Origin of the sequence: Microbacterium binotii (genome assembly GCF_021398715.1) — a bacterium.
In the GTDB taxonomy this organism is placed as follows: Bacteria; Actinomycetota; Actinomycetes; order Actinomycetales; family Microbacteriaceae; genus Microbacterium; species Microbacterium binotii_A.
This window is the reverse complement of record NZ_CP090347.1, coordinates 927,233-943,401: the sequence shown is the minus strand read 5'-3', so window position 1 is coordinate 943,401 and position 16,169 is coordinate 927,233. Positions and strand designations below refer to the sequence as shown.

Annotated in this window: 15 protein-coding genes; 12 read left to right on the top strand and 3 right to left on the bottom strand. The window is 69.4% G+C overall.

Annotation, left to right across the window (positions count from 1 at the left end; translation table 11 throughout):
* Positions 1-10 precede the first annotated feature (10 nt).
* The 3 genes from LXM64_RS04755 to LXM64_RS04745 form a co-directional block, all read right to left on the bottom strand.
* On the bottom strand, positions 11-2,122 hold the full coding sequence (locus LXM64_RS04755) for a heavy metal translocating P-type ATPase (RefSeq protein ID WP_234074848.1): 2,112 nt from the start codon (positions 2,120-2,122) through the stop codon (positions 11-13).
* Positions 2,123-2,246: 124 nt separating this feature from the next.
* Positions 2,247-6,455 carry an Ig-like domain-containing protein gene (locus LXM64_RS04750; protein ID WP_234074847.1) on the bottom strand — a complete coding sequence of 1,403 codons (4,209 nt, stop codon included), beginning with the start codon at positions 6,453-6,455 and terminating at the stop codon, positions 2,247-2,249.
* 128 nt (positions 6,456-6,583) lie between these two features.
* Complete coding sequence (locus LXM64_RS04745; protein ID WP_234074846.1) at positions 6,584-7,258, bottom strand: TetR/AcrR family transcriptional regulator; 675 nt, start codon at positions 7,256-7,258, stop codon at positions 6,584-6,586.
* Positions 7,259-7,341: 83 nt separating this feature from the next.
* Here LXM64_RS04745 and LXM64_RS04740 point away from each other — a divergent pair, with 83 nt between their 5' ends.
* From LXM64_RS04740 to LXM64_RS04685, 12 genes are all read left to right on the top strand, one after another.
* Positions 7,342-8,178, top strand: coding sequence for an SDR family oxidoreductase (locus LXM64_RS04740; protein ID WP_234074845.1), 837 nt, complete (start codon positions 7,342-7,344; stop codon positions 8,176-8,178).
* A 138-nt stretch (positions 8,179-8,316) separates the two neighbouring features.
* Positions 8,317-8,976 carry a DUF1345 domain-containing protein gene (locus LXM64_RS04735; RefSeq protein ID WP_234074844.1) on the top strand — a complete coding sequence of 220 codons (660 nt, stop codon included), beginning with the start codon at positions 8,317-8,319 and terminating at the stop codon, positions 8,974-8,976.
* 144 nt (positions 8,977-9,120) lie between these two features.
* Positions 9,121-9,762, top strand: coding sequence for a zinc ribbon domain-containing protein (locus LXM64_RS04730; protein WP_234074843.1), 642 nt, complete (start codon positions 9,121-9,123; stop codon positions 9,760-9,762).
* 129 nt (positions 9,763-9,891) lie between these two features.
* Positions 9,892-10,086 (top strand): chemotaxis protein CheY, encoded by a 195-nt coding sequence (locus LXM64_RS04725; protein ID WP_234074842.1) that lies wholly within the window; start codon positions 9,892-9,894, stop codon positions 10,084-10,086.
* Complete coding sequence (locus LXM64_RS04720) at positions 10,083-10,310, top strand: hypothetical protein (RefSeq protein ID WP_234074841.1); 228 nt, start codon at positions 10,083-10,085, stop codon at positions 10,308-10,310. The genes LXM64_RS04725 and LXM64_RS04720 overlap by 4 nt, the downstream gene beginning before the upstream one ends.
* A 13-nt stretch (positions 10,311-10,323) precedes the next feature.
* Positions 10,324-10,767 carry a BLUF domain-containing protein gene (locus LXM64_RS04715; RefSeq protein WP_234074840.1) on the top strand — a complete coding sequence of 148 codons (444 nt, stop codon included), beginning with the start codon at positions 10,324-10,326 and terminating at the stop codon, positions 10,765-10,767.
* A 118-nt stretch (positions 10,768-10,885) separates the two neighbouring features.
* Positions 10,886-11,905, top strand: coding sequence for an iron-containing redox enzyme family protein (locus LXM64_RS04710; RefSeq protein ID WP_234075401.1), 1,020 nt, complete (start codon positions 10,886-10,888; stop codon positions 11,903-11,905).
* The gene (locus LXM64_RS04705; protein WP_234074839.1) at positions 11,902-12,102 is read left to right on the top strand and encodes a CDGSH iron-sulfur domain-containing protein; all 201 of its coding nucleotides are present in this window, start codon (positions 11,902-11,904) and stop codon (positions 12,100-12,102) included. The genes LXM64_RS04710 and LXM64_RS04705 overlap by 4 nt, the downstream gene beginning before the upstream one ends.
* 26 nt (positions 12,103-12,128) lie before the next feature.
* Complete coding sequence (locus LXM64_RS04700) at positions 12,129-12,410, top strand: hypothetical protein (RefSeq protein WP_234074838.1); 282 nt, start codon at positions 12,129-12,131, stop codon at positions 12,408-12,410.
* Between the two features lie 126 nt (positions 12,411-12,536).
* Positions 12,537-14,381 (top strand): Na+/H+ antiporter NhaA, encoded by a 1,845-nt coding sequence (gene nhaA / locus LXM64_RS04695; protein WP_234074837.1) that lies wholly within the window; start codon positions 12,537-12,539, stop codon positions 14,379-14,381.
* A gap of 67 nt (positions 14,382-14,448) precedes the next feature.
* Positions 14,449-15,783, top strand: coding sequence for a HupE/UreJ family protein (locus LXM64_RS04690; RefSeq protein ID WP_234074836.1), 1,335 nt, complete (start codon positions 14,449-14,451; stop codon positions 15,781-15,783).
* Positions 15,780-16,124 carry an LPXTG cell wall anchor domain-containing protein gene (locus LXM64_RS04685; RefSeq protein ID WP_234074835.1) on the top strand — a complete coding sequence of 115 codons (345 nt, stop codon included), beginning with the start codon at positions 15,780-15,782 and terminating at the stop codon, positions 16,122-16,124. Before LXM64_RS04690 ends, LXM64_RS04685 begins: the two co-directional genes overlap by 4 nt.
* The last annotated feature ends 45 nt before the right edge of the window (positions 16,125-16,169 follow it).

The following is a 16,169-nucleotide window of genomic DNA, read 5'->3' as shown; positions in this document are numbered from 1 at the left end:
CCCACCGCGTCTACACCCGAGCGGCCTCGCCGAGAATCTCGCGGGCGCTCGTCTCCGGTCGCAGATCCAGACGACGCAGGAGCTGGGCGTTGACCGCCACCACCACGGTCGACGCCGACATCAGAATGGCCCCGACCGACATCGGCAGCACGAAGCCGAGGGGTGCCAGCACCCCGGCCGCCAACGGCACCGACAGCAGGTTGTACCCCGCTGCCCACCAGAGGTTCTGCGCCATCTTCCGGTAGGACGCACGAGAGAGCTGGATGACGGACAACACCGATCGCGGATCCGAACCGGCGAGGATGACGCCCGCCGAGGCGATCGCCACGTCGGTTCCGGCGCCGATCGCGATGCCGACGTCGGCCTGCGCGAGAGCGGGCGCATCGTTGACGCCATCGCCGACCATCGCGACGACCCGGCCCTCGGACTGGAGATCTCTCACCCTGTCGGCCTTGTCCTCAGGGCGGACCCCCGCGAAGACGCGATCGATACCGAGCTCCCGGGCCACGGAATTCGCCACCGCCTCCGCGTCGCCGGTGATCATCACGACCTCGCGCTGCAGCGCGTGCAGCGCCTCGATCGCCTGACGAGATTCCTCACGCACGGCGTCAGCGAGGCGCAACGCCCCGAGGACCTCCCCATCTGCGAGCACGTGCAGGATGATCGCCCCCTCTTCTCGCCAGGCATCGGCGACGGGCAGCTCCCGCACATTCTCTTCGGCGAGGAGATTCGGTCCGCCGACCCGGATCGTCCGGCCGTCAACCGTGGCCGTCACACCGACGGCCGGAGAGGATGTGGCATCCGATGCGCTCGGGATGCGTGCGCCACGTTCGCGGGCGGAAGCGACGATGGCGCGGGCGAGCGGATGCTCGGAGTCCGCCTCGGCGGCGGCCGCCAGGGCGAGCACGTCGTCGCGGGTCAGTTGCCCTGTGCTCTCGATGCCGGTCACGGTGGGCTCACCCTTCGTCAGCGTGCCGGTCTTGTCGAACAGCACGGTGTCGACGACGCGCATCCGCTCGAGCGCGAGGCGGTCCTTGATCAGGACGCCACCACGGGCCGCGCGCTCCGTCGCGATCGAGACGACGAGCGGGATGGCGAGACCGAGCGCGTGCGGGCAGGCGATGACGAGAACGGTGATCGTGCGTACCACCGCCTCGTCGGGCAGTCCGACCAGACTCCAGACGGCGGCTGTGATGACCGCAGCACCGAGCGCGAACCAGAACAACCAGGCTGCAGCTCGATCGGCGATCCGCTGCGCGCGCGACGACGAGTTCTGCGCCTCGGCGACGAGTCGCTGGATGCCGGCGAGGGTCGTGCCGTCGCCGACCGCGGTGATCTCGACCCGGATGGATGAGTCGGTCGCGATGGTTCCCGCCACCACCGCCGCACCCTCGGCGCGGGGCACCGCGCGAGACTCCCCCGTGATCATCGACTCGTCCATGCTGGCCGCCCCGGCGATGACGCGCCCATCGGCCGGGACGCGCCCACCGGGGCGCACTACGACCACGTCGCCGACCCGGAGGTCGGAGGGGGCGACCGTGCGCGTGGCATCGCCGTCGACGATCTCAGCCTCGTCGGGCAGCAGGGCGGCCAGAGAGTCGAGGGCCGATGTCGTCTGCGCGAGCGAGCGCATCTCGATCCAGTGACCGAGCAGCATGATGACGATCAGGAGCGCCAGCTCCCACCAGAAGTCGAGCTCGTGATCGAGCAGCCCGAGGCTCGCGCCGAGTGACGCGACGAACGCGACGGTGATGGCGAGTGCGATCAGCAGCATCATCCCCGGTCGGAGCGCGCGCACCTCCGAGACCGCGCCGGTGAGGAACGGCCACCCGCCCCAGAAGTACATGACCGCGCCCAACAGTGGTGAGACCCACCCGACCCAGGCGCCGTCGGGAAGCGGGTAGCCCAGCAGCATCGAGAACATGCCCGAGAAGGCGACCACCGGCACCGCGAGCACGAGCATGATCCAGAAGAGCCGCCGGAACTGGGCGACATGATCGCCGTGACCAGCGTGCCCGCCGTGCCCCATGTCGGCGTGCCCGCTGTGCGCCATACCAGCGTGCTGATCGTGGTGCTCATGGTCTGCCGCATCGGCGTGATGCGCCGTGTGATCGTGTGACATCCTGGCCTCCCTCGACGAACGATGTCCGCGAACACAGAATACCCCCCTGGGGTATCCCTGCGGCAAGTGATGCAAAGAAGACGGGGCGAGGGCCGCAGCCCTCGCCCCGTCCCGTTCAGCGACCTCAGCTCCTGCGGATCCGCCGTCGCACGACCAGCAGCATCATCGCGATACCGACGATCAGCAGCAGCGCACCCAGCACGATGCCGGTCGTCCACAGCGCACCGCCGGTGGCTGCGAGCGGCGATGCGACCGTCACCTCGAGCGCCACCGATGCGAGCTCGGAGGAGGCTGCGAAGGCACGCAGCGTGTGCGCTCCCGCCGCCGCATCCGCCGGGATGGTGACCGTCGTCTGGAAGGATCCGTCCGCCCCGGCGGTCGCGTTGCCCAGAACCACGGGCACCGAGTGCAGTTCCAGCCGCAGCTGAGTGCCCGGAGCGAAGCCGGCGCCATTCACCGTCACCGGGTCACCCGCCTTGACCGTCTGTGCCGACAGGGACAGCACCGCCGTGGCAGCCGGAGGCTCCTCGCCACCGGGCTCCTGCCCACCAGGCTCTTCCCCGCCCGGCTCCTCGCCACCGGGCTCCTCGCCACCGGGCTCCTCACCACCGGGCTCCTCACCACCGGGGGCATCTCCGGCAACGGTCACCTCGAGCGCATCCGTCGTCGTCTTCACGCCTCCCGCATCCATCACCACGGCCGTGAAGGCGACCTTGGTGCCCTTGTCGGCCTCGGCGGCTTGCCAGGAGAAGGTGTACGGCGAGACACCCGTCAGCCCCACCGACTTCCCGTTCGCGAGCAGCTCCACGGACGTGACGGCGAAGTCGTCTTTCGCCCGCACGAGCGGAGTGATGGTGTCACCGACCTCGACCGTGAGCCCCGCATCCGGGTCGACGATCGCCGCCACCGGCGCCGCATTTTCCACGGCACCCACCGTCGTGGGCACACCAGCCGGCTCGACCGCCTTCGGGTCGAGTACGGTCACGGTCGATCCGTCGGCCGAGAGACCGTCGACGAGGCTGCCGCGCACCGTCACGAGCGCGTCAGTGCGCGGCGCCGTACCCGACGCGTCGCGGTTCGCCACGCCCACACCGTTGCCGGTCACGACCGACTCACGCACCTCGACAGCACCCGCGTCGCGCAGCTCGACGCCCACGGCGGACGTCGGCGCGGCATCGAAGCGGTTTCCGGTGATGCGGCTCGATGCGACGAACCCGTCGAACCCGCTCGTGTAGCGCACGCCGACCTGCGGCTGGCCGGCGTTCTGCGCACCCTCGATGACGGTGCCCGTCACGTATCCGTGCTGACGGATGCCCGCCCGCAGCAGATTCGCCGCATCACCATCGGCCCCGCGGGCACCGTCGAACAGGATGCCGCCCGATTGGAAGCCGCTTACACGGCTGTCCGCGATCGTGAGTTCGGTCTCCACCGTCCCGGCACCGGCTCCCTGCAGGAAGTTGGTCTTCACGACACCCCAGCCGTGCGGGTGGGCGGTGCGCTCTTCGGGGGTCGTGGCCGTCTTCAGCGGGCCGATCACGCTGTCGCTGATGCGACCGGCCGTGTTGACGAACGCGACGCCCGCCTCCGCCCACACCGAACCCGAGGTGACCGTGACGCCGGAGATGTCGACGAACAGCTCGTTGGTGTCCGTCGAGCCCAGCGACTGCCGCGACACCGTGATGACGTTGCCGCCCGTGTCGCGCAGATACGGCGTCGAGCCCTCCAGCGTTGCGAGCGACTGATCCGGCATGATGGTCACCTTGTCGGCGCCGGCACCCTTGATCTTGAGGGGCTTGGCGATCGTCAGACCGTTGATCGCGCCGGACGCGAGCGCCGAGACGGCGTTGCGTGCGGCGACGGTGGGCGTCGAGCGCTCCTGATACGTCCCCTCGCACACCACGATCGTGTCCCAGGGCGACGCGAAGTCGATCGCTTCCTGGATCTTCGTGAAGTTGGCGTTCGGGCACTGCGCCTTGTCGTCGTCGACGACCCACGTCACGTTCGACGCGGAGTCGGCCACGGTGTCGGGCAGCGCGAGCGCACCTGCGGTGATGTCCGTCTTCTCGAGGAACGCCTTCGGGCTCGGGCCCGAGGCCGGCTCACCGAATCCGGCACCCGCGTTCTTGGCCGTGCCGTCCGAGAGGATCATCGGCGCGGCGGTTGCCGCCTCCTGGAACCTCACGTCGGCGAGCTGGATCGATCCCGATTCCGGCGTGCCGTCGACCCCGAATCGCAGTTCGAGCTTGGCGAGCGCGGACACGTCCACACCCTGCGCGGTGAACTCGGCGAGCGGCACGCGGATCTGCTCCAGCACGATGTGGGTCGACGGCGTCTTCGTGCCCGTCGCCATGTGCAGCGCGTTGCCCCAGCGCGGGTCACCGGCGCGCACCGAAGCCGCCTTGCCCGCGGTGTCGGTCAGCACGATGTCGAAGTCCTGGCTGGATGCGGAGGGGTTCCACATCACGTCCGTCACCGGCGCTCCGGGCTCACGCGAGGCGTATCCGGGGTTGCGCGGATCGAAGAAGTTGACGTCCGCCGACAGCGCGAGCGCCTTCATGCCGCTGGCGTCCTTCGAGGCCGCCGGGATCTGGGCGGTCAGCGTCGCCGACGAGCCCTTCTCCCACGCGAGCGAAAGCTGCCGTCCGTAGGACTGGTTGATCGGCGAGTTCTCACGCGTGCCGTTCTGCCCGCCGACCTCTGCCTTGCCGGGCAGAGGGCAGGCCTTCGCGCCGGTCGGCTGACCCGCGATGCCGAGCACGCTGGTCGAGAACTGGTTCGGCTCGGGGTTGCACCAGTCGTATCCCAGCGCCGGCTGAGGACGCGGAGTCACACCGTCGTTGTCGAGGTAGGGGTTCGCGAATCCCGTCCCGCTGAGCGATCCGCCCAGCGCGTTGAGCGTGAGCGGGTTCTCCACCTCGGGGCGGATGATGTCGATGCGCTCGTTGGACGGCGCGAAGTAGGTCGTCGACACACGATCGGCGCAGGAGATCGCCGTGTCACCCGCGGTGATGCTCGGGCACGCGGATGCGGGCACCTGGTTGTGCGTGGTCGTGTTCGACAGCTCGCCGGTCATGTACGGCTCGAAAGCGCCCTCGCCACCGACGTAGCGTCGGAAGAAGGCGGCCATCGTCGCGAGTCCCAGCTTCTCCTGCGCGCCCATGCGTGCCGGGTCGCCGGAGATCTTCGTGTTCACGAGGGGGTTGTAGGTGTCGGAGTTGTCGACGCGGTACGACCACGGGTCGTAGCTGGCGGCGCCGCTGAGCCGGTGGTTGGTGGCCGCGACGTTGCTGGTGCTGGACGGTCGGGTGTCACCGCATGCGGCGTCGCCGCTGCTGTTGCCGTCCTGCCCGTCGGCGAACCAGACGGAGTTATACCAGTTGTGGTTGGCGCCCAGGTGCGACACCTGGATCGACGGGAAGGGGTTCTCGCCGTTGATGTACTGGCTGCGCTCGAAGAAACGGGCGCCCTGGAGGTTGGAGACGTCGCCGTCGCACCAGGGAAGCACGGACATGAAGGGCACGCCGTACGGCGCCTTCCGCTCGTAGTCGACGGGCGCGAGCGCGATGACACCGCGCAACGGGTATCGCGGTCCGTCGGTGCGGATGCGGTTGTAGTCGATGAAGCTCGTGACGGCGTCGCCACCGCGGGAGTGCCCCATGAGCCCGATGCGCGTCATGTCGAGCTTGCCGACGAGGGTCGTGCCGAGCGTGGTGTGCTCGTCGACGGTCAGACCACCGGGCTGGTTGGCTGCGGTGAGCGCGTCGAGTGTCGCGGCGATGAGGAGGCGGCGCTGGTGCATGCCCTTGCCGCTCGTGCTGTCCTGGCGCATCATGAGCTGGTCCTGGGACACGGAGAAGACCGTGTAGCCCCACGTCGCCAGGTTCTCGCCGAGGTACGCGTATCCCGCCTCGTTGCGCTTGAACTGGTTGCAGGAGAGCGTCGTGTTCGAGCCTGCGACATCGCATGATCCGTGGTTCCCGTGCACGAGCACGAGAACGGGTGACGGCTCGCGGCGGTCGCTCGGGTAGTACAGCGCTCCGCGGATCTCGATGTTCTCAGCCGCCTGCGCGGAGCCCGCCGTCGGCGCGTTGCCCTGGGAGTTGGGCTCCTGCAGCGCGACCGTGCCCAGCTTCGTCTCCTGGATCGTCGCGGCGGCGAACGGCCCGCGCGCGGTGGGATCGGGAAGCGTGTCCGGATCGAGCATTTCGCCCGCAGCGGCCGGAACGGCGGCCGGGGCGGAGGCGGCGACCGCGGGCGCGGCGGGGAGAAGCAAAGCGGCGATGATGGGGATTGTGGCGAGCGCGCGCCAGCGCGCGGAGCCGAGTGCCTTCACGGCGTCCTCTTCCTGCGTTCGGGTGACGGACGGATACGTCCACCCCGGAACTTAGAGAGGCGGTGTTTCTCGGATGCGCTTCTGTGTTTCCGCTATGTAAATGCTCAGCGTGGGCTGAGCATTTACACTCACTCGGAGCGTTCGATCCCGTTCACGATGAGGTTGATCGCGAAGGCGCGTCGAGCCTCCTCCCCCGGACCGGTCAGCAGCGCCGCGGATCGGGTCACGCGGGGGAATCGCTCGGGATCGGCCTCCTGATAGGCCGCCCGCACGCGCCCCCGCTGTGCGGCACCACCGGCGTCCTCGGGACGCACGGCACGCTCGACCGCGGTGGATGCGGCGAACTGGGCGATGAGATCGACCGCCAGCGCGGCACGATCACCCGGCACTCCTCCCGCCTCCATGAGAGCCAGCTCGTGCTCTGCGAGCCGGAGCGCACCCGGCAGCGTCGGAATGGTCCCGAGAGCGACGGCTCCGAGTCCCGGGTAGCGACCGAGGGCGTCGATGGTGTTGCCGATCGTGGCGGCGAGCGCGTGCTTCCACCCGTCGTCGACCATCTCGACGAGATCGACCTCGCTGTATGCCGCATCGAGAAGGTGTTCGAGCAGAACGTCGCGGTTGGCGAAGTACGCATACAAGGATGCGGGGCCCGTCTCGACGCGATCCGCGACCTGTCGAAGCGTCAGCGCATCGACCCCGTGAGCGCGCACCAGATGCTTCGCCGCATCCAGAATCGCCTGCCGGGAAAGCGGCGGCTTAGCGGATCTCCCGCGGCGGGACGGTGCGTCGTCTGTCGAAGCCATACGTCGAGAGTAGCAGTTGACACGAACGCTGTTCGTAACGAATACTGTTCGCGAACAGCGTTCGTTATCGAGAGGAGTGAGCGATGTCGGTTCTGGTGGTGGGCGCGAGTGGCGCCGTGGGAGGCGCGGTGGTCGATGGGCTCGTCGAGCGCGGAGCGGAGGTTCGCGCGACCAGTCGTTCGCCCGAGAAGCTGACTCTGCCCGCGTCCGTGCAGACCTTCGCCGCGGATCTCGACGACCCTGCATCCTTCGCCCGCGCTCTCGTGGACGTCGATCGGGTGTTCCTCTACGCAGACCTCGCTGCGCCGAAGCCGCTGCTGGACACGCTCGCCGCCTCCCGCGTGCGACACGTCGTGCTGCTGTCCTCCAGCGCCGTGACCCTGCCGGGCGCGGCGGAGGACTTCAACGGCGGCCGCTTCCTTCGCGTCGAACGAGCGGTGGAGGAGTCGGGACTCGCTTACACGTTCCTCCGGCCGGGCGGTTTCGCCAGCAACGCTGCGCGCTGGAGCTGGAGCATCAAGAGCGACGGCGTAGTCCCGCTCCCCTACCCGGATGCGGTGCAGGCCCCCATCCACGAACAGGACATCGCCGATGTCGCCGTGATCGCGATGACCTCGGACACCCTGATCGGGCAGGCGCCGTTGCTCAGCGGTCCCGAACGCCTCACGCTGCGCGAGCAGATCGAGACCATCGGCGACGTCATCGGGCGCGGGCTGTCGGTCACCGAGCTGACCGAAGCAGAGTCGGCGGCGATGCTGTCACGTCATGTTCCGGAGGTCTGGGTACGCCAGATCATCAAGGACTGGCGAGAGGCGGTCGGCGCCCGCCCCGCGCTGTCCGACGAGTACACGCGCATCACCGGCAAACCGGCTCGCACGTTCCGCAGGTGGGTCGAAGACAACAAGGGCCTCTTCCGCTGAACGGCTCCGCGTCGGTTCACGCTCCGCGCCGAATGCCACTCACGGACCGTCTCACGCCGCCGGCGCGGGAGACACGCTCACGGCGACCACCCCGCGCACGCCGTACGATCCGGGTATGCAAGAGCGAACGGCCCGCGCGTGAGCACCCCGGCCAGGGACTTCTCCTCGCGCCGCCACCGCGCGGGGTGGCGGGTCACGGTCCTGTTCGGCGTGTTCTTCGTCGTCACCGTCGCCGTGGGCCTGACATCCTCGTGGATCTACGCCCCTGCCATCGGCTGGATCGCGGGTGCCGGCACCTTCTCGGTGTGGGTGTGGCTCGGCATCCTCCGGCTGGACGCCGTCCAGACCGAGCAGCACGCGACCCGCGAGGACCCGACCCGGACGACCGCGCAGACGCTGCTCGTGCTGGCCAGTCTCGCAAGTTTCGGCGCCATCGCGCTCGTGCTCGTCGAGGCGGGCACCGTGAGTTCGAACTCCGCCCGGCTCGAGTTGGCCGGCATCGCGGTCGTCACGGTGGCGTCGTCGTGGTTTCTCATCCACGTGCTCTTCAGCCTCCGCTACGCGGCGCTCTACTACGCGCAGCACGGCGGCATCGACTTCAACCAGCCCGATCCCCCGGACTACCGCGACTTCGCCTACCTCGCATTCACGCTCGGCATGACCTACCAGGTGTCGGACACCACCATCACCAGCAGCACCATCCGACGCGAGGCCCTTCGCCATGCGCTCCTGTCGTTCCTCCTCGGCGTCGTGGTCGTCGCAGCGACGATCAACCTCGTTTCGAGCCTCGCCCACTGACTGAGCGGATGCGGCAATCCACAGCGGTTCTGGACCCCGAATCCACGGTGTTATCGTCTGATCAGGACGCAGATCGCGCCCGGGCGCACCGGCACGAGGCATCCGATTCCCCCTCGGACCCGACCGACTCTCCTCAGGAGTGACATGTCTGAACACGTGCCGTTCACCGACAACTTCAGTGACCTCTCCAACGCCGACGGCTATCAGTTCGAGTTCCGCTGCGAGCGCTGCGGAAACGGCTACCGCTCCGCGTTCCGTCGCGACCCTCGAGCCGCCGGGCAGAAGATCGCCCGCGGCCTGGGCAACCTCTTCGGGGGTCAGCTGTCGCAGTTCACCTCGATGGCGGAGAACCTGCTGGATCGCAGCACCAACTCCCCCGCGAAGGACGAGGCGCTGCGCGCCGCCACCGCGGAGATCGGCCCGCGGTTCCACCAGTGCCGCGGATGCAGCGACTGGGTGTGCGGCGACGTGTGCTGGAACGATCAGGTCGGGCAGTGCGTGCGCTGCTCCCCCGCCCTCACCGAGGAGCTCGCGCAGCTGCAGGCCGAGGCCCGGCGTCAGCAGATGCGCCAGCGACTGGAGACCGTTGACCTCGTCGGCGGGGTCGACCTCGGCCGCCAGGCTCAGCCGCGCTGCCCCTCGTGCGGCGCGCAGTCGCACGGCGGCAAGTTCTGCGGCGAGTGCGGGGCCTCGTTGGTGAGCGTCCGCGTCTGCGGCGGTTGCCGCGCGGAGAACCCCGGCACGTCGCGCTTCTGCGCGGAGTGCGGAACGAGCCTCATCGCCTGACACCCCGTCGGCGAAGCGTTCCCGCCCTGCTCCGCAAGCCCCTCCGGCCTTCGGACCCCATCGCGTACGTTCGTGTCATGACGGCACGCATCCCGACGTTCGCCGCCCCGCTTCGAGGGCTGCGCGAGCATGCCTGAGCGCGTGAACGCGGAGGTGCAGCGGCTGCTCGGGCTCGACAGCGCGATCGTGGTGCACTACACGGACGCCATCACCCCCGACAGCTTCTCGCTGAGCTACCGCTCTCTGTACCTCCACAGCTCGCACCGAGACGCCATCGAGGAGATCTGGGCGGCACGGCGCCAGGATGGCGCGGCCACATCATGACGACGGACCCGAACGCCGCGGGCGTCGTCTGGGCGCGCGTCGAAGACGGTTTCCACGTCGGCAGCAGGTGGGGCGAGTTCCTCGGCTACATCGAGCGACAGGCCGACGGCGCCTTCGCAGCTTTCGACATGCACTCGCGCCCTGCGGGGCGCTTCGCCGTGATCACCCACGCGATGAGCGCACTCACCGCGCAGCCGCCGCGCCCGCATCCTGTCCGGCGCTGAAGGAGTCCCCACCGTGACCGAGCCGTTGATCTCCGTCGTCTACACCAGTCACGCGCGCGCCCCCTTCACCGACCCCGACCTGGAGCAGCTGCTCTCCGTCAGCCGGGAATCGAACGCTCGCCGCGGAATCACCGGCATGCTCCTGTATCGGGCGGGACACTTCATCCAGATCCTCGAGGGCCCGGATGCGGAGGTGCGCGACCTGATGCGGGTGATCCAGGAGGATCCCCGGCATGCCGACGTGCGGATCGTGCGGGACGAGGAGATCCGTGAGCGACGGTTCTCGGAGTGGAGCATGGGATATGAGCCCATCTCGCCCCCATCGCATCCGGCCCCCGACGGCTTCCGCGACACGTTCGACGACCTCGGCGACCAGGACGACCCGGACAACGTGCTGCGGGCCATCGGCGAGCTCACCCTGTGGTTCCGGGTGCGCAGCCGGCATCAGGGGGACTGAGCGCGCCGCGCGCTCCGACGTGTCAAGCCCCCTTCGCCCCGGCGCGGGAACGGGTGAGATGCAGACGTTCCCCCGAACGATCGGAGCACTCGTGTCACTGACCGCCATCCCCCGGGCGATGCTGCCCGGTCTGCCCTTCGCCGCCCGCGGCCCGCTGAGTGCGGCCGTCGCGCTGCGCCTCTCCGGTTCTGCGGCGGGCGACGATCTGGCCGCGCGGGGCGAGCGCGCCCTCGCGGCCACGTCGGACATCGTCCGGGACGACGACATCCAGCTCGCGCTGTTCTGCCTGTACGCGAACGCCTACGGCTCGCTCGACGGCCTCGACGCCACGCTGGAATGGGACGCGGAACTCCTCACCGTCCGGCAGCTCCTCGAGTCGGCGTTCGAAGCCGCCTTGCGCCGAGAGGTTTCGGTGCCCGTGCTTCCGGCTCCTTCCGCCGCCGACGTCGCGCAGGCGCTGTTCACGCTGACCGCCGATGACAGCGGCCCGAGCCTGTCGCGCTACCTCGCCCGCAAGGCGACGGACGAGCAGGCGCGCGAGTTCCTCATCCAACGCACGGTCTACACCCTGCGCGAAGCCGACCCGCACTCGTGGGCGATCCCCCGGCTGCGCGGGCGCGCGAAGGCTGCGCTCGTGGAAATCCAGTCCGATGAGTACGGCGGGGGCCGCCCCGACCGCGTGCATGCCGAGATCTTCGCGCGCACCATCCGCGCCGCCGGCCTCGATGATCGCTACGGCGCGTATGTCGACGACGTTCCGGCCGTGACCCTGGCCTCGCACAACGCGATGTCGATGTTCGGATTGAACCGTCGCCTGCTCGGCGCCATCGTCGGCCACCTGGCCGCCTTCGAGATGACGTCGTCGATCCCCAATCGTCTCTACGGCGACGGCCTTCGCCGGCTCGGCTACGGCGAGGACGTGACCGACTATTTCGACGAGCACGTCGAAGCCGACGCCGTGCACGAGCAGATCGCCGGCCGGGATCTCGCGGGCACCCTGGCGGAGGACCGACCCGATCTCCTCGCCGACATCATGTTCGGCGCCGCCGCGTGCCTCGCCGTCGACGGCTGGGTCGCGCAGCACATGTACGACGCCTTCACGAACGGCGTCTCCTCGCTGCGTGGCGGTGCCGCATGAGCGATGAGCCCGTCACGATCACTGCCTATCCGGACGGCCCGCTGCTCGTGCGCGGCGAGGCGCGGATCGTGGATGCGGCCGGCAACGCCGTCGAGCGCCGTCGTCGCACCGTCGCCCTGTGCCGCTGCGGACTGTCGAGCATCAAGCCGTTCTGCGACGGCACACACAAGGCGGCGGGCTTCCATACGGACGAGTGAGCCGCCCGTCACGAGAGGATGGGGGCATGGACACCGCACCCGACGACGAGGTCGCCGCCGACTATCTGAGCGCCGCCCTCGTGCCGCGCCCCTCGAGCTGGATACGTGCGGGGGTCGATGCACTGCTCGGCTCCGGTGTGCTCAACATGTACGACGTCGAGGTGCGGCGGATCGACACCCAGGCGCTCGTTCTGCGCATCCCCACCGATGCCAACATGGCGTCGCATCTGTTCGGCAAGATCGAGCTGGAGATGGAGACGCTCACGGTCTCGGCATTCCTGGAGTCCTGGCGCCCGATGCAGCGCTGATCGGGAGCGCTCCGTCAGGGTGGGTCAGACGGGGCCCCTCTCACTCGCCCCGCCCGCCCCCGGATGCGGCAGACTTCCTCCTGGGCGTTCGCCCGTGATCCCGCATCCGCGCCCGGGAGGAGCCCGATGACCAGCGTCGAACTGCAGCGCAGCGGCCCCGCCAAGAAGAAGCGGCGTCCGATCGCCCCCGACCGCCTGTCGGCTGCCCTGATGCTGATCGCCACTGCGCTCGCCATCATCTGGGCGAACAGTCCCTGGGGTGCGGGCTACGAGCACTTCTGGGAGACGCCCATCACGATCGCCGTGGGCGATGTGCGGATCGACTCGAACCTCCACGCGCTCGTCAACGACGGGCTGATGACACTGTTCTTCTTCCTCGTCGGACTCGAAGTCAAACGCGAACTGACCATCGGCGAACTCACCGACCGCGCTCGCGCCACGCTGCCGATCGCGGCGGCGGTCGCGGGGCTCGTGGTGCCGGCGGGGATCTTCATCCTCTTCACCCTCGGCACCGACGAGAGTCACGCGTGGGGTGTCGTGATCTCCACCGACACGGCGTTCCTGCTGGGGGCCCTCGCTATCATCGGCCCCAAGTTCCCCGCTCGCCTGCGCGCGTTCCTGCTGACCCTCGCCGTCGTGGACGACATCGGGGCGCTGCTGGTGATCGGCGTCTTCTACTCCGACAGCCTCAACCTCGCGGCCCTCGTGGTGGCTGTCGTGCTCATGGGTCTGATCGCCCTGGTGCGCTTCCTGCCGTACGGCCGAGGCTTCTCCTACGCGGCCCTCGGCATCGCCCTCTGGATCGTCGTGCTGCTGTCGGGCGTGCACGCGACCCTCGCCGGCGTCGCCATCGCGCTCCTCATCCCGGTCTTCCCACCCCGGCGCAGCGACGTCGAACGCACGGCCGAGCTCACGCGTGCCTTCCGCGAGTCCCCCAACACCGTGTACGCGGCCGCGGTGCAGCGCAGCGTCCGCGACTCGCTCTCGATCAACGAGCGCGTGGATGCGGGATGGCGCCCGTACATCTCGTTCGGCGTGCTGCCCCTGTTCGCGCTGGCGAACGCGGGCGTCCATCTCGACCCGGCGACGCTGAAGGAGGCCTTCACCTCGCCGCTCACCTGGGGCATCATCGTTGCGCTCGTCGGCGGCAAGTTCATCGGCATCACCGGCGCGACCTGGCTGCTGCGCGCGACAGGCAAGGGCGTTCTCGCCCCCGGTCTCGGAATGACGCGGATCGCCGGCGGCGGCGCGCTGTCGGGCATCGGGTTCACGATCGCCCTGTTCCTCGTGCCCATCGCGATCGACGATCCCCACACGCAGGACCTCGCCCGTGTCGGCGTACTCACCGCATCCGTCCTCGCGTTCCTCGCCGGATGGGCGATCATCTCGGTCGGCGACCGGCTGCGGCCGCCCGTCGCCGTCGGCAAGTACCTGAACCGGCCCGTCGACCCCGCGCGCGACCACATCAAGGGACCGAAGGACGCGCCGCTGACGATCGTCGAGTACGGCGACTTCGAGTGCCCGTTCTGCGGCCGCGCGACCGGCTCCATCGACGAGGTCTTCGCCGCGCTGGGCGACCAGGTCCGTTGGGTGTGGCGGCACCTGCCGCTCGACGCGCCGCATCCACACGCGCAGCAGGCGGCGCAGGCATCGGAGGCCGCCGCGGCGCAGGGCCACTTCTATGAGATGACGCGCAAGATGTTCGCCCACCAGGACCAGCTGGAGCTCTCGGACCTGATCCGCTACGCCGACGAGCTGGGTCTGGACACCGATCGCTTCGCCGACGACCTGCGCTCCCCCGCTGTGCTGCGCCACATCCAGGACGACCGTCTGGACGCGGAGCTCATGGACCTGCACTCGACGCCCACGTTCTTCATCGGGGGGATCCGCCATGTCGGCCCGTGGGACTCGGCCTCCCTCATCCGTGCGCTCGAGGCGTCCCGCGGTCGCGTCATCGAGCCGCACCCGTAAGTCGACCCGCTCCGAGCGGTTGCCGCCCGTTCGACAGCCGTTTGCCCGCCGCGCATAGGGTGCGCGTGTGCCTACCACCGTCGTCCGTCGTGCGCCGGAGACCCGGCTCGCAGCCATTGCGCTCGCGGCCCTCCTGCTGGTCCTCGTTCTCGTCCTCCTGCCGACGCAGCGCGCGGCAGCGCATCCCACAGGGTCGACGGGCGTGTTCCTCACGGTGCGTCAGGATGCGGTCGAGGTGAAGATGCAGATCCAGAAGGCCGGCTTCGTGGCGGCCACGGGCTACGACATCGCCACCGACCAGTCGGAGCTCGACGCCATCTCGGACAATCTCATGACGTTCCTGCTCCACCGCGTGCACATCTCGGACGAGCAGGGCTCATTGGCCGCCACCGTGCTCGAGGAGCCGACCTTCGCGACGGTCAACGACGAGGATGCGATCGAGACGACGCTCCGCTTCACCGCGGGCCGCCCGCTGCAGGGTGCGCTGGAGTTCACCGACGACTTCATCATCGACGTCGTCCCCTCCCATCAGGTCTACGTCGCTCTGATCAGCGACTGGGATGACGGCCAGATCAACGAGGGCGAGCCGCAGGTCATCGGCGTGCTGGGCGGCGGCGTCACGCACCTCACGTGGGAGCGCAGCGACACCGACCCGCTGCACGGCCTGCTCGCGGTGATCCGTCTCGGGATGCTGCACATCGCTGAGGGCACCGATCATCTGCTCTTCCTCACGACCTTGCTGATCGTCGCCCCCTCGCTCGCGACACGGGCTCGGCGAGGGTGGCGCTGGCAGCAGCCGATCCCCGTGAAGAAGACCGTGGGCAGGGCAGCGCTGACGATCACCGCGTTCACCGTCGGACATCTGATCACCCTGGCGCTGGTGTCGCTGGGGCTCATCTCCTTCCCCGAGAAGCCGGTGGAGATCCTCGTCGCCGTCTCCATCGCCGTCGCTGCCGCGCACGCGCTGAAGCCTCTGATCCCCCGAGGTGAGCTGCTCATCGCGGGAGTGTTCGGGCTCGTGCACGGCACGGCGTTCGCCACGACGATCCTCGAGCTCAACCTCGGATTCGGCGAGACGCTCGTCGCGATCATCGGCTTCAACGTCGGCGTCGAGCTCGCACAGCTCATCGCCGCGGTGCTCGTGCTCCCTCTGCTCATCTGGCTCTCCCACGCGCGCGCGTTCGTCGGTTTCCGCACCGCCGTCGCGATCGCCGCGATCCTGGCCGCCGCCGCGTGGATCGGCGGGATTCTGACCGACCAGGACTCCGTTCTGCAGCCGGTGTTCACCGAGATCGCGAGCTTCCCCGTCGTGTCGTACCTCCTGCTGGTGGCCCTCGTCGCGGCGCTGTGGTACTTCACGCGCACCGCCGCCGGCTCGCGCCGGATCGAGGCGGGACGGTGACCGCGCCGCGGCAGCGCGCCCGGATCTCACTGCTGGGCCGAGGCTCGGTCGCGCTGACGGTCGCGGCGCTCCTTCTGGGCGCGGGAGCCTCGGTCGCCGACGCCGCAGAGGACGACCCGGATGCGGGAACGACGACGGGCGGGGCCATGGTGATCACCGTCGACGTCCCCGAGCATGTCGGGGCCGCATCCCCGTCCCCGACCGCTACATCACCGCAGGTGCCCACCGGAGCGCTGCCCGCGACGGGCGACGACGTTCAGCGGCTGCTGCCGTGGCTCCTCGCCGCACTGGCCGTCACGGGCGCCGGCGCGGCCCTGGCCGCTCGCCGCCGCCGCGCCTGAGCCGCCACGCAACGACAGAGTGCCCCCGGATCCCTCCGGGGGCAC

Coding starts and splice junctions, on each gene's coding strand:
- LXM64_RS04725 (WP_234074842.1), top strand. CDS start 9,892: ATGCCTGAGCGCGTGAACGCGGAGGTGCAGCGGCTGCTCGGGCTCGAC.
- LXM64_RS04705 (WP_234074839.1), top strand. CDS start 11,902: ATGAGCGATGAGCCCGTCACGATCACTGCCTATCCGGACGGCCCGCTG.
- LXM64_RS04745 (WP_234074846.1), bottom strand. CDS start 7,258: ATGGCTTCGACAGACGACGCACCGTCCCGCCGCGGGAGATCCGCTAAG.
- LXM64_RS04730 (WP_234074843.1), top strand. CDS start 9,121: ATGTCTGAACACGTGCCGTTCACCGACAACTTCAGTGACCTCTCCAAC.
- LXM64_RS04720 (WP_234074841.1), top strand. CDS start 10,083: ATGACGACGGACCCGAACGCCGCGGGCGTCGTCTGGGCGCGCGTCGAA.
- LXM64_RS04755 (WP_234074848.1), bottom strand. CDS start 2,122: ATGTCACACGATCACACGGCGCATCACGCCGATGCGGCAGACCATGAG.
- LXM64_RS04740 (WP_234074845.1), top strand. CDS start 7,342: ATGTCGGTTCTGGTGGTGGGCGCGAGTGGCGCCGTGGGAGGCGCGGTG.
- LXM64_RS04710 (WP_234075401.1), top strand. CDS start 10,886: ATGCTGCCCGGTCTGCCCTTCGCCGCCCGCGGCCCGCTGAGTGCGGCC.
- LXM64_RS04700 (WP_234074838.1), top strand. CDS start 12,129: ATGGACACCGCACCCGACGACGAGGTCGCCGCCGACTATCTGAGCGCC.
- nhaA (WP_234074837.1), top strand. CDS start 12,537: ATGACCAGCGTCGAACTGCAGCGCAGCGGCCCCGCCAAGAAGAAGCGG.